This is a genomic window from Chromobacterium sp. FG22 (genome assembly GCF_057809415.1).
The window spans coordinates 19,738-39,720 of the sequence record NZ_JBMDJX010000026.1 but is presented as its reverse complement, the minus strand read 5'-3'; the positions used below and the strand labels follow the sequence as shown (position 1 = coordinate 39,720).

At 62.0% G+C, this 19,983-nt stretch carries 18 protein-coding genes; 15 read left to right on the top strand and 3 right to left on the bottom strand.

The window, feature by feature from the left end:
* Positions 1 to 64: 64 nt before the first annotated feature.
* Both ACODSD_RS20080 and ACODSD_RS20075 read left to right on the top strand, forming a co-directional pair.
* Positions 65 to 1,759, top strand: coding sequence for a methyl-accepting chemotaxis protein (locus ACODSD_RS20080; protein WP_488878139.1), 1,695 nt, complete (start codon positions 65 to 67; stop codon positions 1,757 to 1,759).
* Positions 1,760 to 1,805: 46 nt separating this feature from the next.
* Complete coding sequence (locus tag ACODSD_RS20075) at positions 1,806 to 3,551, top strand: methyl-accepting chemotaxis protein (RefSeq protein ID WP_227108475.1); 1,746 nt, start codon at positions 1,806 to 1,808, stop codon at positions 3,549 to 3,551.
* Positions 3,552 to 3,639: 88 nt separating this feature from the next.
* On the opposite strand, the gene ACODSD_RS20070 is transcribed toward ACODSD_RS20075, so the two are convergent.
* The gene (locus ACODSD_RS20070) at positions 3,640 to 4,389 is read right to left on the bottom strand and encodes an endonuclease/exonuclease/phosphatase family protein (protein WP_107799067.1); all 750 of its coding nucleotides are present in this window, start codon (positions 4,387 to 4,389) and stop codon (positions 3,640 to 3,642) included.
* Between the two features lie 438 nt (positions 4,390 to 4,827).
* Here ACODSD_RS20070 and ACODSD_RS20065 point away from each other — a divergent pair, with 438 nt between their 5' ends.
* The 3 genes from ACODSD_RS20065 to ACODSD_RS20055 all read left to right on the top strand — a co-directional run bounded on the left by ACODSD_RS20065 (position 4,828) and on the right by ACODSD_RS20055 (position 7,814).
* Positions 4,828 to 6,474, top strand: a complete 1,647-nt coding sequence (locus ACODSD_RS20065; RefSeq protein ID WP_488878138.1) for a methyl-accepting chemotaxis protein — start codon at positions 4,828 to 4,830, stop codon at positions 6,472 to 6,474.
* Positions 6,475 to 6,910: 436 nt separating this feature from the next.
* Positions 6,911 to 7,282, top strand: a complete 372-nt coding sequence (locus ACODSD_RS20060; protein WP_253315304.1) for a hypothetical protein — start codon at positions 6,911 to 6,913, stop codon at positions 7,280 to 7,282.
* Between the two features lie 340 nt (positions 7,283 to 7,622).
* A complete protein-coding gene (locus tag ACODSD_RS20055; RefSeq protein ID WP_253315305.1) occupies positions 7,623 to 7,814 on the top strand; it encodes a hypothetical protein in 192 nt (63 codons plus the stop codon).
* Between the two features lie 74 nt (positions 7,815 to 7,888).
* Here ACODSD_RS20055 and ACODSD_RS20050 read toward each other — a convergent pair whose 3' ends face one another.
* Positions 7,889 to 9,508, bottom strand: a complete 1,620-nt coding sequence (locus ACODSD_RS20050; protein ID WP_253315306.1) for a methyl-accepting chemotaxis protein — start codon at positions 9,506 to 9,508, stop codon at positions 7,889 to 7,891.
* Positions 9,509 to 9,630: 122 nt separating this feature from the next.
* Positions 9,631 to 11,250 (bottom strand): methyl-accepting chemotaxis protein, encoded by a 1,620-nt coding sequence (locus tag ACODSD_RS20045; protein WP_107799062.1) that lies wholly within the window; start codon positions 11,248 to 11,250, stop codon positions 9,631 to 9,633.
* 171 nt (positions 11,251 to 11,421) lie between these two features.
* Between ACODSD_RS20045 and ggt the strand changes: the two genes are divergently transcribed.
* The 10 genes from ggt to ACODSD_RS19995 all read left to right on the top strand — a co-directional run bounded on the left by ggt (position 11,422) and on the right by ACODSD_RS19995 (position 19,936).
* Positions 11,422 to 13,179, top strand: coding sequence for a gamma-glutamyltransferase (ggt, locus tag ACODSD_RS20040; RefSeq protein WP_488878137.1), 1,758 nt, complete (start codon positions 11,422 to 11,424; stop codon positions 13,177 to 13,179).
* Between the two features lie 190 nt (positions 13,180 to 13,369).
* Entirely contained in the window at positions 13,370 to 14,131 is a 762-nt protein-coding gene (locus ACODSD_RS20035) for a substrate-binding periplasmic protein (RefSeq protein ID WP_107799060.1), read from the top strand.
* Between the two features lie 274 nt (positions 14,132 to 14,405).
* The gene (locus ACODSD_RS20030) at positions 14,406 to 14,780 is read left to right on the top strand and encodes a DMT family transporter (RefSeq protein WP_488878136.1); all 375 of its coding nucleotides are present in this window, start codon (positions 14,406 to 14,408) and stop codon (positions 14,778 to 14,780) included.
* Positions 14,777 to 15,097 carry an SMR family transporter gene (locus ACODSD_RS20025; protein WP_488878135.1) on the top strand — a complete coding sequence of 107 codons (321 nt, stop codon included), beginning with the start codon at positions 14,777 to 14,779 and terminating at the stop codon, positions 15,095 to 15,097. Before ACODSD_RS20030 ends, ACODSD_RS20025 begins: the two co-directional genes overlap by 4 nt.
* A 130-nt stretch (positions 15,098 to 15,227) precedes the next feature.
* Positions 15,228 to 15,386 (top strand): hypothetical protein, encoded by a 159-nt coding sequence (locus ACODSD_RS20020; RefSeq protein WP_158274264.1) that lies wholly within the window; start codon positions 15,228 to 15,230, stop codon positions 15,384 to 15,386.
* Positions 15,387 to 15,468: 82 nt separating this feature from the next.
* Positions 15,469 to 15,912: an aminoglycoside 6'-N-acetyltransferase gene (aac(6'), locus tag ACODSD_RS20015; protein ID WP_488878134.1), complete on the top strand. Its 444-nt coding sequence runs from the start codon at positions 15,469 to 15,471 to the stop codon at positions 15,910 to 15,912.
* A 286-nt stretch (positions 15,913 to 16,198) separates the two neighbouring features.
* Positions 16,199 to 17,584 (top strand): hypothetical protein, encoded by a 1,386-nt coding sequence (locus tag ACODSD_RS20010; RefSeq protein ID WP_488878133.1) that lies wholly within the window; start codon positions 16,199 to 16,201, stop codon positions 17,582 to 17,584.
* Positions 17,585 to 17,697: 113 nt separating this feature from the next.
* Positions 17,698 to 18,597 carry a beta/alpha barrel domain-containing protein gene (locus ACODSD_RS20005; RefSeq protein WP_227108483.1) on the top strand — a complete coding sequence of 300 codons (900 nt, stop codon included), beginning with the start codon at positions 17,698 to 17,700 and terminating at the stop codon, positions 18,595 to 18,597.
* Positions 18,591 to 19,352: a creatininase family protein gene (locus ACODSD_RS20000; protein WP_227108484.1), complete on the top strand. Its 762-nt coding sequence runs from the start codon at positions 18,591 to 18,593 to the stop codon at positions 19,350 to 19,352. The genes ACODSD_RS20005 and ACODSD_RS20000 overlap by 7 nt, the downstream gene beginning before the upstream one ends.
* Before the next feature lie 14 nt (positions 19,353 to 19,366).
* Complete coding sequence (locus ACODSD_RS19995; RefSeq protein ID WP_227108485.1) at positions 19,367 to 19,936, top strand: nucleoside 2-deoxyribosyltransferase; 570 nt, start codon at positions 19,367 to 19,369, stop codon at positions 19,934 to 19,936.
* The last annotated feature ends 47 nt before the right edge of the window (positions 19,937 to 19,983 follow it).

The window sequence follows — 19,983 nt, the reverse complement described above, 5'->3', positions numbered from 1 at the left end:
AAAACAGTAAGCAAGCCAACGCGCGACGGTGCGAACACGGCAACAGCAGCATGGCGGGAGGCCTATGAAACTGAGCATCAAATCCCTGCTGACGGCCAGCGCCGGCGTCTTCGCCCTGCTTTTGCTGCTGCTCCTGCTGTGCACCCTGCGCCTGCGGCATGAGCTGGATCTGCAAGCCCAGGCGGAATCGCAGCGCAATCAAAGCTATCTGCTGGCCAACGAACTGCGGCAAAGCTCGGACGACCTCACCCGCCTGGTCCGCACCTACGCGGAAACCGCGGACCCGCGCTACGAGCGGCAATACTGGGCGGTGCTGGCGATACGCAACGGCCAGCAGCCGCGCCCGCAGCACTACAACCGCATCTACTGGGACTTCATGGCGGCTAGCGACAACAAGCCGCAGCCGGACGGCCCCGCCGTGCCGCTGCAACAGCTGATGCGGCAGGCCGGCTTCACCCAGCAGGAATTCGACCAGCTCGGGCTGGCCCAGGCCAACTCGGACCGGCTGGTCAACACCGAAACCGTGGCGATGAACGCGATGAAGGGACGCTTCGCCGACGGCCAGGGCGGTTTCAGCCGCCAAGGCCCGCCGGACCCGGAACTGGCCCGGCGCATCCTGCACGACCGCCAATACCATCTGGACAAGGCCGCCATCATGCAGCCGGTGGACGCCTTCTACCGGCTGATGGAAGAGCGCACCAACCAGGCCGTCGCCCAATCCCGGACCCAGGCCGGGCTATGGCTGGCCATCGTCATCGGCCTGATGCTGGGCTGCTGCGCGCTGGGCCTGTTGATGTTCTGGACCATTTACCGGCGCCTGTTCGCCATGCTGGGCGACGAGCCCTTGCGCGTCACCCGGCTGATGCGGGCGGTGGCGGCCGGCGATCTGGCCGCCGCGGCCCCGCCCGGCGGCTACCCCAGGGACAGCCTGGCGGAAGCCATGCTCCAGACCGTGACCACGCTCAGCCGCGCGATAGCGGACTCCCAGCGCGGCGCCGGCCATCTGTCCATGATGTCGGCCCAGATCAACCACAGCTCCCAGCAGCTCTCCCTCAACACCAACGGCCAGGCGGCCAGCCTGTCCGAGGCCGCCTGCTCGCTGGAGCAGATCTCCTCCGCCATCAACCAGAGCAGCGACAACGCCAAGCTCACCGAAACCATGGCCGTCCAGGCGGCGGACGACGCGCGCCAGGGCGGCGAAATCGTCGAACACACCGTGCGCAGCATGCGGCGCATCGCGGAACACATCTCGGTGATAGACGACATCGCCTATCAAACCAATCTGCTGGCGCTCAACGCCGCCATTGAAGCCGCCCGCGCCGGCGCCCAGGGCAACGGCTTCTCCATCGTGGCCCAGGAAGTGCGCAAACTGGCGGAGCGCAGCCAGCTGGCCGCCAGAGAGATCAGCGGCATGGCCGCCAGCGGCGTACAGCTCGCCGGCCAGGCCGGCGCGCAACTGGCCGCCATCGTCTCCTCCAGCGGCAAGACCGCCAGCCTGATCCAGCAAATCGCCGTGGCCGCCAACGAACAGGCGCAAGGCGTGGGACAAATCAACGCCACCATTCAGCAACTGAGCGCCGCCACCCGGCAAAACGCCAGCCTGGTGGAAGAACTCGCCGCCATCTCGGCGGACAGCCGCGGCCATGCGGACCAAGTGCAAGCCCAGATGCAGCGCTTCCACGCCGCCGCCCCCGCTCCCCCCAGAGGAGAAACCAGCGCCGCCGGCCGCGTCACCGCGGGCCATGGAACCCGATATTGACCGGCCACCACAACATCGTTCAGCCGCACTGCGAGGACCTCTCCACATGAAAAATTTTCGCGCCAACCAGGCCATCACCGGCCTGCTGATTCTCATCGCGCTCACCTTTATCGGCGTGATCTACACCTTCATTTCCATGCGCCAGGCGGTGGATGTGATGAGCGCCGCCAGCGAAAGCCGTTATCACTCCTACCTGCTGGCCTCGGAACTGCGGCAAAGCTCGGACGACCTGACCCGGCTGGGCCGCACCTACGTCGTCACCGGCGACCCCGGTTATGAGCAGCAATACAACCGCGTGCTGGACATCCGCAACGGCAAGGCGCCACGCCCGCAGGAATACAACCGCATCTATTGGGACTTCGTCGCCGCCGGCCAGGAAAAACCCCGGCAGGACAGCGAAACCGTTCCGCTGCAAACCCTGATGCAGCAAGCCGGCTTCACCGAAGGCGAGTTCGCCAAGCTCAAGGAGGCGCAAGCCAACTCGGACGGTCTGGTCAAGCTGGAAGTGCGGGCGATGAACGCGGTCAAGGGCAAGTTCGCCGACGCCCAGGGTCAGTACAGCGTCAGCGGCCAGCCGGACATGGAGCTGGCGCGCAAACTGGTGCACAGCAAGGAATACCACCAGTTCAAAGCCCAGATCATGAAGCCCATCGACGACTTCTTCGTGCTGCTGGACCAGCGCACCAACGCCGCGCTGGCCCAGGCCAAGGACAGGCTGTCCAGCGCCCAGCTGCAATTCCTCACCGCCATCGTGCTGCTGGTGGGCGAAATCCTGCTGCTGATCCTGCTGGGCCGCCGCCAGATCCATACCCAGCTGGGCGGATCGGTCACCGACATCGAAGGCGTGTTGCAGGAAATCGCCTCCGGCAACCTGGCCGTGGACGTGCCCAAGGCGCCGGAAGCCAGCGCGCTGGGCCAGATCGGCGTGATGAACCAGCGGCTGCGCCGCTTGATAGGCGAAGTCAACAACAACGCCGGCCAGCTGGTCAGCGCCGTCGGCTCCCTGCACCAGACCACCAACCGCATCAGCGAGGACGCGGACCAGGTCAACCAGGCCATCAGCTCCAGCGCCGCCACCATTGAGCAGATCACCGTCAGCGTCACCCATGTGGCCGACACCACCGCCGACGCCAACGCCATCATCTCCCAGGCCAACAGCAGCGCGGAGCGCGGCCGCCACGCCATGCATCAGGTTTCGGCCGAGGTGGGCAAACTGTCCCAGGCCATGTCCACCCTCAGCGACACGCTGAACTCGCTGGGCACCCGCTCCGAGGAAATCAGCTCCATCGTCAACGTGATCAAGGACATCGCCGACCAGACCAACCTCTTGGCGCTCAACGCCGCCATCGAAGCCGCGCGCGCCGGCGAAATGGGCCGCGGCTTCGCCGTGGTGGCGGATGAAGTGCGCAAACTGGCCGAGCGCACCGCCCAGGCCACCACCGAAATCACCCAGATGACCCAGGGCATGCGCCAGCAAACCGCCGGCACCGTGGCCAGCATGCAGCAGGCCCGCTCCACCGTGGATCAAAGCGTGGGCCTGGCCCAGGGCGCGGCCAGCGAGATTGAAAACATCGGCGGCCTGATGCGGCAAGTGGTGGACACCTTCACCCAGATCACCCACGCCACCCGCGAGCAATCCACCGCCGTCGGCAACATCGCCCACAACACCGAGCACATCAACGGCATGACCCGCAGCACCTCCGAGGTGGCGCAAGGCGCCAGCGCCACCCTGAGCGAGCTGAACGGCCACGCCAGCAAGCTGAAGAACGTGGTGGAGCGCTTCCACCTCTAAACCGGTCCGCGACAAAGCGACAGGGCTCCGCAATGCGGAGCCCTGTTTTCCTTCATTGGACTCTCAGAACCGGTTCAAAGTCTATCCCTCAAATCGGCGCCAAACTGGCGGACAGCGGCAAATGATCGGACAAGCGCGACCACGGCGCGCCCTTCAGCACCTCCGCCCCCAAGGGCTTCAGCCCGCGCACATAGATCCGGTCCAGCGGCAGCATGGGCATGCGCGCCGGAAAGCTGCGCGCATGGCGGCCGAACAACTGATCGAACACCTCCACCATGCCCAGACTGTCCATCAGGTGATCCGTCGCCTCTTCCCGCCAGTCGTTGAAATCGCCGGCCAGAATCAGCGGCGCGTCCGCCGGCACGTTCTCGCGCACATAGCGCGCCAGGTCCAGATACTGCTTGCGCCGGTCCCGCGCCAACAGATTGAAATGGCCGCACAAGGTCACCACCGGCCGCTTCCAGCCCGCCGGCGTCAACTGACAGTGCAGCAGGCCGCGGTTCTCGAAGCGGTTGACCGAGATATCGCGGTTGCACCAGGTATTGATGGGAAAGCGCGTCAGCAAGGCGTTGCCGTGATGGCCGTGCTCATAGGCCGCGTTCAGGCCGTAAGCCGCTTTGTGATCCAGCCGGCGCGCCAGAAAATGATGCTGCGGCAGCTTGGGCCAGCTGGCGTGCTGCAAGGCGCGTTCTATGTTCTTGCCCTGCACCTCCTGCAAGAACAACACGTCGGCGTCTATGGATTCCAGCGCGGAGGCCATATCGCCCAGCCGCACATGGCGGTTCAGCGGCGACATGCCCTTGTGGATGTTGTAAGTGGCTACGGTAATGGCTTTCATGCGATACGCTTCTTTTGACCCGCTAACAAAACCCCTGATCCCGCGTGGCGCCTCCTTGCCGTACGGCTTGTACTGCCGCGTCGGCGCGCCTTGGCTCAGGGTCTCTGTGAGGTTCTGTTAGTGGCTCTTAATCGGGCGGGCGCACCGCCCGCCGCTTCAAAACTGCCCCGTGAACAAGCTAACTCAGACCGCCGGCCGCCCGCCCCGTTCCCCGCGCCCATTGTCCGCCGCCTCAGTTTCAAAGATAAGCGCTGGCCGCGCAATTTCAATCTCCGCTCCCAGGCGGACATGGAACTGAAAATCATTCGCCTAGAACGAACTGCCCGTCTGCAAAATTTCCTACATCAAGCATTGCAAGATGAATACAGCTGCACTACACACTTATAACAGTAGCTAGAAAACAATGCGTGGTTATCGGCGGAAGTTAGGGAGCGAGCGATGGGAAACTTTCTTGCGCAGTTCAGCATCAAGGTCAAGATTTTCGGCCTGATCCTGTTAGGCGTGCTGGCCAGCGTGATTATTGGAGGAGTGGGCGTCAGAAGCACGTCGGATATGAACGACCTCACTGTCGATATGCACGACAATTTATTGATGTCGGTCTACTGGGTGGCCGTGGCCAACCAAAACGCGATTTACATCAGCCGCGCTGATTACCGCTTTATCGCCGAAACCGAAAAAAAGCAGATGGATCAGGTCACAGCCAACCGTACCAAATTCTTGGCGGAAATGAACCGGCTGATGGATCTCTATCGCAAAACCGTACTCACCCCGCCGGAAGTGGACGCGCTCAAACGCTTTGACGCCGCCTGGCCGGCGATGGAGGAAGCCTGTAAAAAAGTGCGCGACCTCAGCTACAGCGACACCGGCGACGGCGCCAACAACAAGAAAGCGGTGGAACTGATGGCCAAGGAGTGCCGGCCCAAATTCCAGGCCGCCGACGACATCATGAGTCAGATCGTCGACATCAATGTAAAAGGAGCCGACAAGGCCTTGAAAGAGGCCGCGGCCAAGTACGAGCATGCTCGCAATGTCGTCATCGCCGTGCTGGTGGCGGCCGTGCTCGTGCTGCTGGCGCTGGGCGTGATGATACAGAACGGCATCGTCAGCAGCCTGAAAAAAGGCATGGCGGCGCTGTTTCAGCTGGGGAGCGGCGATCTGACCGGCACCATTGAAGTGCAAGGCCGGGACGAAGTGGCCCAGATGATGCAATCGCTGTCCGACACCCAGAAAAAACTGCGCGTCACCGTGGGCGACATCATCAACTCCGCCTCCAGCGTGGCCGCCACCGCCGAGGAACTGGCCGCCTCCACCGAGCAAGTCAGCGCCAGCATCGGTCAGCAGGTCAACGCCACCTCCAGCGCCGCCGCCTCGATCGAAGAGCTGACCGTCAGCATCGACCAATGCTCCAACAACGCCTCGCTGGCGGACTCCCAAGCCAGCGAAGCCGGCAGTCAGGCCAAGATAGGCAATAAGGAAGTGCAGGACTCCACCCAGCAAGTGCGCAAGGTCAACGACAGCGTGGCCGCCTCCGCCAACAACCTGGAGTCGCTGTCCGAACAGGCGCAAATGATCAGCAGCATCGCCACCGTGATCAAGGAAGTGGCGGATCAGACCAACCTCTTGGCGCTCAACGCCGCCATCGAGGCCGCGCGCGCCGGCGAACAGGGCCGCGGCTTTGCCGTAGTGGCCGACGAAGTGCGCAAGCTGGCCGAGCGCACCACCGGCTCCGCCACCGAAATCACCCAGATGATCGCCAAGATCCAGGCCGGGGCGAAGGAGGCGGTGGACAGCATGCGCAATAGCCGCCACATCGTCAGCCAGGTGGTGGAATCGTCGGAACATGTGTCCACCACCATCAGTTCGGTGGAAGTGCGGGCGGAGGAAGTGGTGGGCGCCATCAGCGACATCGCGCTGGCGATGCAGGAACAACGCCAGGCCAGCACCGATCTGGCCGGCCGCGTGGAGGCCATCGCCCAGATGTCCAAGGAAAACGGCGTGGCCGTGGACGTGTTCTCGCAAGCCACCCGCGAACTGGCGGTGGTGGCGGAGCGGCTGCAGCAGACCACGCTGGCCTTCAAGCTCTAAGCCCGTGATTCAACGGCTTCATTCCCCGCCCCGCCGGCCTGATCCGCGGGGCGGTTTTTTCGCGGATGCCGTCCCTTCATTGACAGCAAAGCCCCGCCTCGCCAACAATAGCCCCGCGCCGCTGCAACTGCGGCGCTCGGGCTTGGACTCCCGACGTTGAGATCATTTCGGCAGACCGCGGCCTCCCCGCGCTCTGTCTCGCTATTGCTTTGCCTATTCGGGCGGGCCATGGCGAGGGCACCTCGCGGTGCGCCGGTCTTTGGAATGATCTCCCGGTAGTCCAACCTTGTCATGCGCCCGCCTAGCCGCGCTCCGCGGCCAGGCCGGCATCCGCTTGAGGAGGTAGCAATGTCGAAATCCATTCGGCGCGTATCCCGCCCCGCGTCCCCGTCTTTCCCCGCATCGGCGCTTGCCGGCTTCAACCAGGAGGCCCGCCATGAGTAAAACCAAGGAAGAACTGCGCGCCTTCTACCGTTTGCTGGAAGCCCGCGAAGCCAAGCTGCCCTTTGTCGGCCCCTCGCCCGCGCGCAGCCGGCCGCATTACTGGCGTGTGCCTCTGTGCCGGGATTTCCCGGAGGCCTACGCGCTGGGAGAACGTCACGGCCGCGCGCTGGTTGAGCTGTTCCGCCAGCACCCGGAGCACGCCGGCCACGGCCTGCTCAGCCGCATCGCCCATGATATGAATTTGTTCGACTTCAGCCCGCAGCGCGGCGCTTGGGCCGGTTTCTTCGACCATCTGGAAGTATTGATCGCAGTCAGCATCCGCATGCATGAGTCGGACGCGGAGGCGCAAACCGCGCTGCCCTGAGCCGCAAAACGCGCCCGGACGGCCCTCGTCCGGGCGGCAATGGGGAATGTGACAATGGCTGGCGCCGGCAATCTATGGTAAAAAGCCTGCAATCCTTGCTGGAAAGCGCTGGCAAGGCGGCTGCGCGAGTCACCTGTTTGATCCATTCACCCTCCCTCTTGGTGCCGGATAAAAACCACAGGCGGGTGACTCGCCCAGCCGAAATGCTTGTCATTCCCGCCCCCTCCCCCAGCGGCTTTCACGCCCAAGCCCATCCGTCAATGGCCTAAAGACCCGGTGCTTATTCCCCCCAACGCCTTACCATGGGGCTTCGATTCATCAATCCGTAAAGGAGAGTCAGATGGCCAAGAACAAGCGCGCCGCCAAGAAACTGGCGGCGCTGGCGGACAAGGTGCGCGGACAGAAGAAGGCCACCAAATCGGCCAGGAAGCTGGCCGCCAAGGTGCTGAAGCACCCGATGACCGACAAACCGGCCAAGAAGAAGGAGCTAAAACGCGCCAAGCGGGACAAGGGCGACAAGCAGGCTGAATAAGCCGGCTCCCACACGCCAAAAGGCGGCGAACGGCAAGCATGCCGCGCCGCCTTTTGGCATTCCTGAGCCGGGCTTCACACCTGATAGGCCGACACCGTCTGCAAGATCACCCGCGCCTGCTTGCTCAACTGACCCGCCGCGTCCGCCGATCCGCTGGACGCCGACGAATTTTCCTCGGCCATCTGCGCAATCTGCTCCACGCGCTGGGCGATGGTGTTGCTGGCCACGCTCTGCTCGGAAATGCTGTTGGAGATGTCGCGCACCAATTCCATCGCCTTGCCGCTGCTGTCCCGTATGCCGTCGATGGCGTCGTTGGCGGCGCGGGTGTTGGCGGTCTCCTGATGCACCTGCTCCACCACTTTCTCCATGCTCTGCACCGCTTCCAGCGTGCTGCCCTGCATTTTGTTGATGATGGCGGCGATCTCGGTAGTGGAGCTGGCGGTGCGCTCGGCCAGCTTGCGCACCTCGTCCGCCACCACGGCGAAGCCGCGGCCCATCTCCCCGGCCCGCGCGGCCTCGATCGCCGCGTTCAGCGCCAAGAGATTGGTCTGATCCGCAATGTCCTTGATCACCCCCATCACCGAGGCGATGGTGGCGCTGTCTTCCTTCAACTGCCCAATGCGTTGCGCGGCGTCGGTAATCGCGCCGGCCACCTCGGTGATGCCGCGCACGGTGGCGGAAATCACCTGACCGCCCTCGGTCGCCCTCTCGCCGGCCTGCTGCGCCTGCCCGCGCGCTTCCACCGCGCTGGAGGCGACATGGTTGATGCTCACCGTCATCTGCTCCACCGCCGCCGCCATCGCCGCCGCGGATTCGCTTTGCATTTCCGAACTGCGGGCGATTTCATGAGTATTGTTGGCCAGGCCGGACATCGCGCCGTCTATGGCGCCGATGCTGTCGCGGATGTCCCGGAAACTGCGCTGCAGATTCTCCAGCAGCTGGTTGAAGGCGGACGCGGTTTCGCCCACCTCGTCCATGCGTCCCACCGGCGCGCGCAAGGTGAAGTCTTTGTGCTGATTCACCTTGAACAGCGTGGAGCGGATCTGGTGCAAGCTGGTCCGGATATGACTGAACAGCAGCCAGCCCAGGCCGCCGCTCAGCAGCAGACAGGCGGCGATTACCGCCACCGAGCTGCCGAAGGCCATGCTGTAAGCGGCGGCGTTGTCCTTGGACAGGCTGTCCGCCATGGAGTAATTGAAGTCGATGTGGTCGTTGAGGTCTTTGGCCAGGGCCTTGGCGGAGTCCGGTATCGGCCCGGCCACCAGCATGGCCTGCGTCGCCGGCCCCGGATGCTCGCGCGAAGCCTTCAAAAAGCTTTCGCGATTATTGCGGTAGGCTTGCAGATCCGCCCGGTCCTGTTGCAGCAGCTTGCGGTCCGCGTCGTTGGATAGCAGGTCTTTCTCGTAAGCGGCCAACACCTGATCCAGGATCTTGTCGCCTTCGGCGATCTGCGCCTCGGCGTCCGCCTTGCTCTTGGCGTCCGCGGCGATGCCGTGGCGGTAAGCCGCCACCCGCATCTTGGTCAAGGCCAGCAGGCCCTGGTCCAGCGCCTGTATGCTGGGAAAGGTGTTGTTCTTCAAATAGTTGAAACGTTCATTGCCGCTGTGCAACTGCCACAGGCCGTAACTGCCGACGCCGATCAAGGCCAGCATGGCCACCATCAAGGTCAGCATGAGTCGCTGTGAGATATTCATCCTTATTCTCCGTGTCTTCGCCCGATACCACATGTAGCTTTGTTATAGGCGCAGTCAGAAAACAGGAGAAAGTACTAAGTGAGAATATCTATTAAGAACAAATATTTAGCGTCGGCTCGGCCCTACACTTGATATTGGGTCACGGTGTTCAGGATATTCTTGGCCTGCTGCTGCAATTGCTCCGCCGCGTCCGCCGAGGCGCTGGAGGCGGACGCGTTTTCTTCCGCCATCTGCGCAATCTGCTCCACTTTCTGGGCAATGGTGTTGCTGGCGGTGCTTTGCTCATTGATGCTGCCGGAAATGTCCTTGACCAGTTCCATCGCCTGGCCGCTGCTGTCTTGAATCTTCTCTATCACGCTGCTGGCTTCGCGGGCGTTGTCGGTTTCCTGATGCACCTGTTCCACCACTTTTTCCATGCTTTGCACCGCTTCCAGTGTGCTGCTTTGCATCTTGTTGATGATGGAGCCAATTTCCGTGGTGGAGCTGGCGGTGCGCTCGGCCAGCTTGCGCACCTCGTCCGCCACCACGGCGAAGCCGCGGCCGGTTTCGCCGGCCCGCGCCGCCTCGATGGCCGCGTTCAGCGCCAAAAGGTTGGTCTGGTCCGCAATGTCCTTGATCACGCCCATCACCGAGGCGATGGTGGCGCTGTCTTCCTTCAATTGCCCAATGCGATGCGAGGCGTCGCTGATCGCGCCCGCCACCTCGGAAATGCCCAGCACGGTGGCGGAGATCACCTGGCCGCCCTCGGTGGCCATGCTGCCCGCCTGCTGCGCCTGGGTGCGCGCCTCCACCGCGTTGTCCGCCACATGGTTGATGCTCACCGTCATCTGCTCCACCGCCGCCGCCATCGCCCCGGCGGATTCGCTCTGCACTTCCGAGCTGCGCGCAATCTGATTGGTGTTGGCCGCCAGGCCGGAGGTGGCTTTGTCGATTTCCGAAATATTGTCGCGTATGCCGCGGAAGCTATGCTGCAGATCGTCCAGCAAATGGTTGAAGGCGGCGGCGGTGCGGCCGATCTCGTCCTTGCGCAAGACCTTGGCGCGCAGGCGGAAATCCTTGCTGGCGCTGACCTGATCCAGGGTTTCGCCAATCTGGTTCAGGCTGCTGCGTATGCTGCGGAACAGCGCGAAGCCCAGCGCCCCGCTCAGAATCAGGGCGCCCACAATCACCACCAGGGAGGACACGAAAGCCTCCTGATACGCCGTGGCGTTCTCGCCCGCCAATTTCTTGGCCAGGCCGTAGTTGAATTCAATATGCTCCTTGATGTCCTTGACCACGGTCTTGGCCGTGGCCAACAGCGGACCGCCCACCAGCTCCCGCCGCGTGGTTTCCGGCGGCTGCTCGCGGGAGATCTTGAACACGGTGTCGCGCTGCTGGCGGTAGATCCGGATGTCCGCGCGGTCTTTTTCTATCATCCGCCTGTCCTCGTCGTCGGACACCAGGTCTTTCTGGTAATGATCCAGCGCCGTGTCCATCTGCTTGTCCAGCTGCGCGATATTGGCTTCGATATCGGCCTTGACCTTGGGGTCTTCGCTGATGCCGTGGCGGTAGGTCAGCACCCGCATATCGGTTTGCGCCTGCAAGGCCTGATCCAGTGTATGGATGCTGGGAAAGGTGTTGGCCTGCAGATAGTCGAAGCGCTCATTGGCCCGGTGCAGCTGGAGCAGCCCGAAGCTGCCCACAATGAACAAGCCGAGCAAGGCGACCGCCAAGGTCAGCAGCAAACGTTGGGATATGCTCATGGTAGCCCCCTAGGTGATGACTTATGAAACTCGATTCTTTATAGGCGTGTCTGCTTGGGATTTTCAAATCATTTGGCATGGAAAATCAGGCTTTTGCGACAGGCGGCGGCACCGTAGAATGTTCTCGCAATCACAACATTCATAAAACGCCAACAACAAAGGAGAATCACCATGACGCCATTCCGTCCCCGCCCCAGACTGCTGCTGAGCGCGCTGGCCCTGGCCCTGAGCCTGGGCTTCAACGCCCCGGCCCTGGCGCTGAGCCCGCCGGCGCCGCCGCAGGTCAAATACGATTACGACTACGATGTCTTCCACCCGGTCTACGCCCGCAACGGCATGGTGGCCACCGAACAGGGCCTGGCCACCCAGGTGGGCCTGGACATTCTGCGCCAGGGCGGCAACGCGGTGGACGCCGCGGTGGCGGTGGGCTTTGCGCTGGCGGTGACGCTGCCCAACGCCGGCAACCTGGGCGGCGGCGGCTTCATGGTGCTGCACGACGCCAAGAGCGGCCGCAATATCGCGCTGGATTTCCGCGAGATCGCGCCGGCCAAGGCCAGCCGCGACATGTATCTGGACGCGCAGGGCAAGGTCGTGGACGGCCGCTCGCTGTACACCCACCTGGCAGTGGGCGTGCCCGGCACCGTGGCCGGCCTGGCCCACGCTCAGCAGCGCTGGGGCAGCCTGCCGCTGGCCAAGGTGATTGCGCCGGCGGTGAAGCTGGCGGAGCAGGGTTTCCCGGTGTCTCAGACGCTGGCGGAAATGCTGGAAGTGGAAAAAGACAATCTGGGCCGCTGGGACAGTAGCCGGGCGGTGTTCTTCCGCGACGGCCGCCCGCTGCGCGCCGGCGAGAAGCTGGTGCAGCGCGACCTGGGCAAATCGCTGCGTCTGATCGCGCGACAAGGACCCAAAGCCTTCTATCAGGGCGACATCGCCGACAAGATCGTGGCGGAAATGGCGCGCCACGGCGGCCTGATCAATAAGGCCGATCTGGCCGGCTACAAGGTGGAGGAACGCGCGCCGGTCAGCGGCACGTATCGCGGCTATCAGGTGGTGTCCATGCCGCCGCCCAGCTCCGGCGGCATCCACATCGTCCAGATCCTGAACCTGCTGGAACGCTATCCGCTGGCCGACTACGGCCCCAACAGCGCGCAGACCATCCACTATCTGGCCGAGGCGATGAAGCTGGCCTACGCCGACCGCTCGGAATTCCTGGGCGACCCGGCCTTCGTCAAAGTGCCGCAGGCCGGCCTGACCTCCAAGCGCTACGCCGATCAGCTGGCCACGACGATAGACCCGGTCAAGGCCCGCCCCGCCGCCGAGATCAAGCCCGGCAAGCCGCAGCCCTATGAGAGCGACCAGACCACCCATTACTCCATCGTGGACAAGCAAGGCAACGCGGTGGCGGTGACTTACACGCTGAACCTGAACTTCGGCAGCGGCATCATCGCCGGCGGCACCGGCATTCTGCTCAACAACGAGATGGACGACTTTTCCGTCAAGCCCGGCGTGCCCAACGCCTTCGGCCTGATCGGCGGCGACGCCAACGCGGTGGCGGCCGGCAAGCGGCCGCTGTCCTCGATGTCGCCGACGCTGGTGCTGAAAAACGGCAAGCCCTGGCTGGTCACCGGCAGCCCGGGCGGCGCGCGCATCATCACCACCACTTTGCAGACCATCGTCAACGCCGTCGATTTCGGCATGAACCCGGCGGAAGCCGCGTCCACGCCGCGGGTGCACCATCAATGGCTGCCGGACGAATTGCGGGTGGAAAAGGGCCTGAGCCCGGATACGCTGCGCCTGCTGCGCGAACAAGGCTACAAGATCGCGCTCAAGCCCAGCATGGGCCGGACCCAGACCATACAGCTGCGCGATGGCGGCTTGTACGGCTATTCCGACCCGCGCAACCCTGACGGCGCCACGATGGGCTATTAAGACGCGCCGGCCGGGCGCCGTTCAAGGACGCGCCCGGCCGGCCGATAAAGCGAGAAACCGGCGTCAAAACTCAACCATAATGTAATAAGGAAACTGTTCAAAGTCTGCCGCGCTGCGGCGATACGGCGTTAAAACCGGCTTTCGCCTGAGCGCCGCCGGCCCCGCGCCGTCACTGGGGAGAAGCCCGCACATGCTGAAATTGTCGAGCAGCGCCGCGCTGGTCTTGTCGCTGTCGCTCCCCGTCAACGCGGCCACCCTGCACTTCGTCACCCAGGATTTTCCGCCCTTCATCGAGGTGACCGACAAACCCCAGCCCCAAGGCCTGATGGTGGATACGCTGGTGGCCGTCTGCCAGCGGCTGAACTGGAACTGCGAAATCCAGGCCATGGTCTGGCGCCGCGCCCTGCTGCTGGCCGATGAAGGCAAGGTGGACGGCATTTTCCCGGTGCAGGACACGCCCGAGCGCAGGATGTCGCTGGCCTTGAGCGCCCCGGTGTACAACAGCAGTTACGGCCTGTTCGCCACCGCCAGCTCCACCTTCCGCTACCAGCGCCCCCAGGACCTGCTCAACCACCGCATCGCGGTCTACGGCCCGTCCATCTCTCAAAACGCCCTGGACAAGCTGATCGCCGGCTTGCCCAATATGAACATCTCCGTGGAAAACAATCAGGAAACGGTGTTAAAGAAATTGGCCGCCATGCGTTACGGCGCGGACGCGGTGGTTTTCGCCAACGAAGACGTCACTCGCTACATCATCCGGCGCGAAGCGCTGAGCGGCCTGCGCCCGCTGGCCACCATACAGCCGCTGACCTATCTATACGGATTCCCTTTGAAATCAGTGAAACCCGGCATGGTGGCGGACTTCAACCAAGCCTTGAACGCGCTGTGCCACGACGGGACGCTGCCGCGTCTGGCGCGCCGCTACAATGTCCGGATGGCCGCGTGCAAATAGCATTTGAAAGTTTTTGCTATCAATTAAATTGAACAACTATTAGCGTTGTGTTATATTTGTTCAAAATATCAAACAGCCACCATAAGCGCCTCGCCTTTGACAGGCGCTTATCTTGCGCTTCAATGCGATAAACAACCCTTCTGCCCCAGACGGTTTCACGGGGCAGCCTAAGCGACCGACTGTCTTTGCTGACGGCGTCATCCGCGCTTTTAGCGGAGCGTTGTTGCGCCTCTAGCGCATGTGGCTTCCGGATTTCCAATCACAGGAGCGTAGCATGCAAACTCAATCGTCTTCCCCAGCCTGGCTGGGCTGGGCCTTTCTACTGGTGGCCATCGCCACCGAAATCCTGGGCACGTCCTTCATGGCCTACGCCGCCCGCACCGAGAGCTACTGGGGCTACGGCGTGATGGCGGCGGCGCTGGCGCTGTCCTATTACTTCCTATCCCTCGCCATCCGCACCATTTCCGTGGGCGTCGCCTACGCCGCCTGGGAAGCCCTGGGCCTGGCCGGCCTGGCGCTGATCGGCGTCCATCTGTTCGGCGAAACGCTGCTGACGCAGGAAATCATCGGACTGGCCTTGTCCGTGGTGGGCATCGCCTGCGTGGTGGCCGGCGAAGCCGATGAACACACCCAGGAGCAAACCGCATGAAAACCGTATTTTATGTATTCGTGGTGTCCTCGGCCCTGATCGAGGTGGCCGCCAACCTGATGCTGGAAAAATCCAACGGCTTCCGCAACAAGGCCTGGGGCTTCAGCGCCATCGCCATGGTCTGGGTGGCTTTCGCCCTGCTGGGCCAGGCGGTGCGCGGCATCGATCTGGCCGTGGCCTACGCGCTGTGGGGCGCGCTGGGCATCATCGGCACCGCCATCGGCGCGCGCATCTTCTTTGGCCAGCGGCTCAAGCCGCTGGGCTGGGTGGGCATGGCGGTGGTGATTTCCTCGGTGGTGGTGCTGACCACCGCCTGATAAACCTCGGCGGCGTTCAGTGACGCTTTTATGACGCGCCGCCCAGCCCGACCTGTCCTATCTGAGTATGGCGACCCGCGCCATAACGGTTTAGGGTACGGGCTCCATCCAAGCAATGAAAGGCTGAGACATGCAACAGTATCAAGTCTTGAGCGGCATGAGCCAAGAGTCCTTGGAAAACACCCAAGCCTTGCTCACCCTCTGCGAGCACTGCGCCAGCGATGTCGGCATCCTGGCCATCCACGGCGAAACGGATCAACCTTGCGAGCTGTGCGGCGAGGTAGACTAAGCCGCGCCTCCCCCTCCATACCGGGCCGGCCTTGCCGGCCCTTTGTTTTTTCCGACGTCGCCGCATCGGCACAGGAAACCTTATGCAGATTCAAAAACTGGACCACGCCACCCTGCCAGACTGGGCGGCGCTGCGCCAACAACTCTGGCCGCACCATGCGTCCGCCGCCCACTACCGCGACGGCGAGGCCATCCTAGCGTCGGGCCACCTTGCCGCCTTCCTGGCGCGGGATGCCGCCGGCCTGGCGGTGGGCTTCGCCGACGCCGCCATCCGGCACGACTATGTCAATGGTTGCGCCGACAGCCCGGTCGCCTTCCTGGAAGGCATTTTCGTGTTGCCCGTCTGCCGGCGAAACGGCATCGCCCGGCAATTGGTGGCGGCGGTGCAGGCCTGGGGCTTGGAACACGACTGCATGGAACTGGCGTCCGACACGCCGCTGAGCAATGTCGATTCGCAGCGCATGCACGCCTGCCTGGGTTTCGAGGAAACCGAAAGAGTGGTGTTTTTCAGGAAGGCGCTATCCTAAAGCCAATTCCTCCCCCTCGCCACGCATCGAAGAGGCACGATTGAAAACGGTCGGCCTTCCACTTGCCTTCAAGGCACCGCCCTACCCTATGATGATGCAATGGCGAAAAAACTACATAAGTTAATCAAATCACTTGCACCATAGAATTCCATCTCCTAGTATCCGCCTCAGACAGCACATGGACTATCCATTTTAAATATGCTTGACCTATTTCATAAGCAATATGACCGAATCACCCCATCGTAAGGGATGCATTGACGCGGCCTGAGGCTTAGCGACGAAAAGATTGGTCAAGAGCAACCGCTGGGAGGAAATGGCCTTGACCCCTCATCCATCCTCATATCCCACCGTCTGCATCGCCAATGCAATCGACACCCTGCGGCCCATCATTCAGCGCGCGCCAACCGCGTCTGAGCAGGCACGGCTCATCAAGTCGCTCTTCCCGCAGCAGGATCAAGCGGTCTTCTGGCGGCCATTGGATAAACTAACTATATCCGAGCAGCCAATAGCAGGATTCCCGTGGCTCGGCGCCTTCCTTGGCGCCTCTCACGCGCAAAACATCAGCCCCAAACACCCCAGCGGCAACCTCTTTCGGGACGTGGTACTCGACTCTGCATTGCAGGCCGCCATCGTACAGTGGAGCGGCGCGGAGCGCTGCATCCAGCTCATCGTCCACACCACTACCCAAGACCTCTGGCCTATGGTGCAGTTTCTGCGACATCAGCTGAAACTGACCGTGATGCTTCCTGAAAGCTGTTCCGATCAGGCCTTGAGGGACCGCCTGGATTCCAAATCCGGCTTTCGCCAATTCGCCTCTGATCATGGCTTCAGCGTCGGCAGAGCCAGAATCGCCAAAGGCCAGAGTTGCGCTACGCGCGCAGATGCTGCCATCGCCATTGCCGACCTGTTGGCGACGGGCAGGCCTGTCATTGCCAAGCCGGACCGCGGCGAGGCCAGCGTTGGCCTGAACGTATTCCAACCCGACGCTAGCGGGTCCATCCTGCGCGATACGCTAGGCGCCAATTCTTTTTTTGGCGACGAACCTATCGTCATTGAGGAATACATTCAAGGCGAGGAACTTATTTTTCCCTCGGTGGAATACTTTGTCCCCAAGAAGAGCGACCAAGCGCCCTACCTGACTTATGCCTGCTCCATGCTATTCAGCGACATGATGGAGCTATGCGGTAACTTCGTGTCTCCTGAACACAGCCATGCGCCTTGGTACGAGCCGCTGTGCAATGCAGGTCTCGGCCTTGCGCAAGCCATGCAAGATACCGGTTATGTCGGTTATTTCGATATCGATGCGGTCGCATTGCCAAATGGGGACAGCATCATGCTTGACCTGAATCCGCGCCGCACCGGTGCAACGCATGTGCACGAGTTTGCCTCGGCCACGCTGGGCGCAGGCTACCAACGCACCCACACGGTTGGCGCCATCGATTTATACGGACAGCGCCCTGTTCAATTCGAAGAAGTTCTCTCCAAGCTGGGCTCATCTATTCGCAGCCCACTGACCGCAACCGAAGGTTGCATACCCTGTGAGCTCACCGGACTTCAAGAAGGCCGCATCAGCCTCATGCTGTGGGGTCCCACTGCCGAGTCGGTCTTGTCCTTGAAACAAACCGCCCTGGCAGCTCTGCAACAACTGGGGTTCCCACTGGACGGCACATAGCATTTCACCTACGGCAGTCACCGTGCGATGACTCACGAAGCGCGGCCGATTTTGAACGAACCCCACGCTCAGTAAGGCGCGCGATCACGACAATAGATTAGAAGGAAAGTCCCATGACTGCTTACCAAGTCTGTGGCCTGCCACTGCTATCTCCTTTGATTGTCGGGTCTGGTCCCATCACCGACAATGAGCGCAATATCCGGCGTTTCCTGCGCGCGGGCGCGGGCGCCGTCGTCACCAAGACCATTCACCCCAAGCCGCCCAAAGACAATGATGAAAAAGTGATTGCCATTCCAAGCGGCTGGTTGAATAGCACGACCTATTCCCAGCGCCCCGTCAGCGGGTGGATAACCATTCTCTCCCGCCTAGCAGCGGATAATGCGCCGGTCATGGCTTCCATCCATGCCGACTCGCCTGGCGAACTCGCATCGTTGGCCGCGGCCATTGCGACAACCGGCTGCCAAGCTCTGGAGCTCGGTATTTCCTGCCTTAACGAGGCTGAGAAGTTGATGGATACCCCCAAGCGGGTTTTCGACTATGCGCTAGCGGTAAGAAGAGCCGTTAAGCTACCTTTCAGCGTAAAACTAGCCATCAGCAGCACGCTCCGGCAGCGCGTCGACGCCGCCATCAGCGCTGGGGCGAATGCGATTACCTTGAGCGACACGGTTCTTGGACTCGCCGTGGACCCCCGCACATCGCAAATCCGCCTGGGAGGCGCATACGGTTACTCGGGGCCAGGCATCCGCCCACTGGTGCAAGCCGCCATTTATGAGCTGCGCAAAACCGGAGTCTCCATACCCATCTTTGGGTCGGGAGGCGTGATGTCGTCAAGCGACGCCATCGAGTACTTATGCATAGGCGCGAATGCGGTCCAGATTTACTCTGTGTTGCAGACCAAAAACCATTCTGTCGCGCAAATATCGACAGGAATCACCCAGCTGTTGGCCGAACGGCAGATCCCACTCTCTCAATTGATAGGCAGCAGCTTGTATTTGGAGGAGCAGACATGCTGATTAACGCTCGCCACTTGGCAGACCTGACCAGCGCTGAACTCCCCGCCATGGTGAAACATTCCACCGTGGTCTGGGGGGTGGGAAGCATAGAGCAGCATGGGCCACACCTGCCTTTATCCGTCGATCTTGACATCGCGGCGGCCCTCTGTGAGGCCGTCGCCACGCGCCTGGACAATGCTTACCTTGCTCCCGCGCAGGCTTTTGGCGCCCGGTCATTGCCACAAAGTGGCGGCGGCCTGTTCTATCCGGGAACGCTGTACCTGACCGGCTCCACCCTCATCGATTATCTGCAGGAAATCATCACCGGCCTGGCCCAACTGGAATGCTCGCATCTGCTGATAATCAATGGGCACTACGAGAACGAGGCTTTCCTATTCGAGGCGATAGACCACTGTCGTCAGGCTGGCCAGTTAACGCATATCCGAGTTTCCGCCTTCAGCTGGTGGAGCCTGGTACAAGCTGATTGGATCTGCCAATACATTGGCCCCCGCTTCCCCGGCTGGCATGCCGAACATGCCGGACTGACAGAAACGAGCCTGATGCTTTACCTGCGTCCCGATGTCGTCAGGGTAGAACGCCCCATCCATGACACCCCTCCGCTCCCCGGCCTCTACTCCCACCCTGCAGATCCCAACATGACCAGCAACAACGGGGTCTTGTCTTCCACTTTGGGCTCCTCAATGGAGCTGGGCAAAGCCTTGTTCGAGCACGTGGTGGAACAAGTGCTCAAACACGCCACCCATCAAACGGCATAGCCATGGAGACTGGGATGAATCACTCGATAGCACCGCACATTTCACCCGCTAGTACGGAGGGCGTTTCTGTCTTCGTTGGCGGCCCCATTCAACATGCGCTGAAAAAAGAGGGAATGACGGCGGAAGCGGCATCACCGATCAAGGCCGTCCATGACGCCATTCATGGGATGAGGCTGCACTTGCTTTCTGCTCACCTTGCCGAGCGCTTTGGGCAAGATAGCCACAACTACTCGCCTACCGAGGTGGTGCTGCGCGACTATGACTGGATGGTGCAATGTTCACTCTTCATCGCCATCTTGCCTTGCGACAGCCAGAGCCAACTGATCCGGACAGATGGCACCCATATCGAGCTTGGCTGGGCCTCCGCCCTCAAGAAACCGATATTGATTCTTGCCCAGTCGCACAGCCATGCCCAGCTGTCCCATCTTGTCAAAGGGCTGGCGTGCGTCGCTCCTGTCAAGATACTTGACCTTGGCGGTATCGTGCATAAACCGCAAATCTTACAAGAGGAGATCCAGGCACAACTGCTGCCGGCAGATCAGGACATGGGCCCCAGCCACTTGATGAGAAATCCCGCCCTTTGAACGAAACGGCCGGCCAGGTTTTTCCTTCATTGCCATTGGAGGCGACC

What these genes read in the sequence shown, in the direction of transcription:
- ACODSD_RS20080 (WP_488878139.1), top strand. Translation starts at nt 65, where the DNA reads ATGAAACTGAGCATCAAATCCCTGCTGACGGCCAGCGCCGGCGTCTTC.
- ACODSD_RS20075 (WP_227108475.1), top strand. Translation starts at nt 1,806, where the DNA reads ATGAAAAATTTTCGCGCCAACCAGGCCATCACCGGCCTGCTGATTCTC.
- ACODSD_RS20070 (WP_107799067.1), bottom strand. Translation starts at nt 4,389, where the DNA reads ATGAAAGCCATTACCGTAGCCACTTACAACATCCACAAGGGCATGTCG.
- ACODSD_RS20065 (WP_488878138.1), top strand. Translation starts at nt 4,828, where the DNA reads ATGGGAAACTTTCTTGCGCAGTTCAGCATCAAGGTCAAGATTTTCGGC.
- ACODSD_RS20060 (WP_253315304.1), top strand. Translation starts at nt 6,911, where the DNA reads ATGAGTAAAACCAAGGAAGAACTGCGCGCCTTCTACCGTTTGCTGGAA.
- ACODSD_RS20055 (WP_253315305.1), top strand. Translation starts at nt 7,623, where the DNA reads ATGGCCAAGAACAAGCGCGCCGCCAAGAAACTGGCGGCGCTGGCGGAC.
- ACODSD_RS20050 (WP_253315306.1), bottom strand. Translation starts at nt 9,508, where the DNA reads ATGAATATCTCACAGCGACTCATGCTGACCTTGATGGTGGCCATGCTG.
- ACODSD_RS20045 (WP_107799062.1), bottom strand. Translation starts at nt 11,250, where the DNA reads ATGAGCATATCCCAACGTTTGCTGCTGACCTTGGCGGTCGCCTTGCTC.
- ggt (WP_488878137.1), top strand. Translation starts at nt 11,422, where the DNA reads ATGACGCCATTCCGTCCCCGCCCCAGACTGCTGCTGAGCGCGCTGGCC.
- ACODSD_RS20035 (WP_107799060.1), top strand. Translation starts at nt 13,370, where the DNA reads ATGCTGAAATTGTCGAGCAGCGCCGCGCTGGTCTTGTCGCTGTCGCTC.
- ACODSD_RS20030 (WP_488878136.1), top strand. Translation starts at nt 14,406, where the DNA reads ATGCAAACTCAATCGTCTTCCCCAGCCTGGCTGGGCTGGGCCTTTCTA.
- ACODSD_RS20025 (WP_488878135.1), top strand. Translation starts at nt 14,777, where the DNA reads ATGAAAACCGTATTTTATGTATTCGTGGTGTCCTCGGCCCTGATCGAG.
- ACODSD_RS20020 (WP_158274264.1), top strand. Translation starts at nt 15,228, where the DNA reads ATGCAACAGTATCAAGTCTTGAGCGGCATGAGCCAAGAGTCCTTGGAA.
- ACODSD_RS20005 (WP_227108483.1), top strand. Translation starts at nt 17,698, where the DNA reads ATGACTGCTTACCAAGTCTGTGGCCTGCCACTGCTATCTCCTTTGATT.
- ACODSD_RS20000 (WP_227108484.1), top strand. Translation starts at nt 18,591, where the DNA reads ATGCTGATTAACGCTCGCCACTTGGCAGACCTGACCAGCGCTGAACTC.
- ACODSD_RS19995 (WP_227108485.1), top strand. Translation starts at nt 19,367, where the DNA reads ATGAATCACTCGATAGCACCGCACATTTCACCCGCTAGTACGGAGGGC.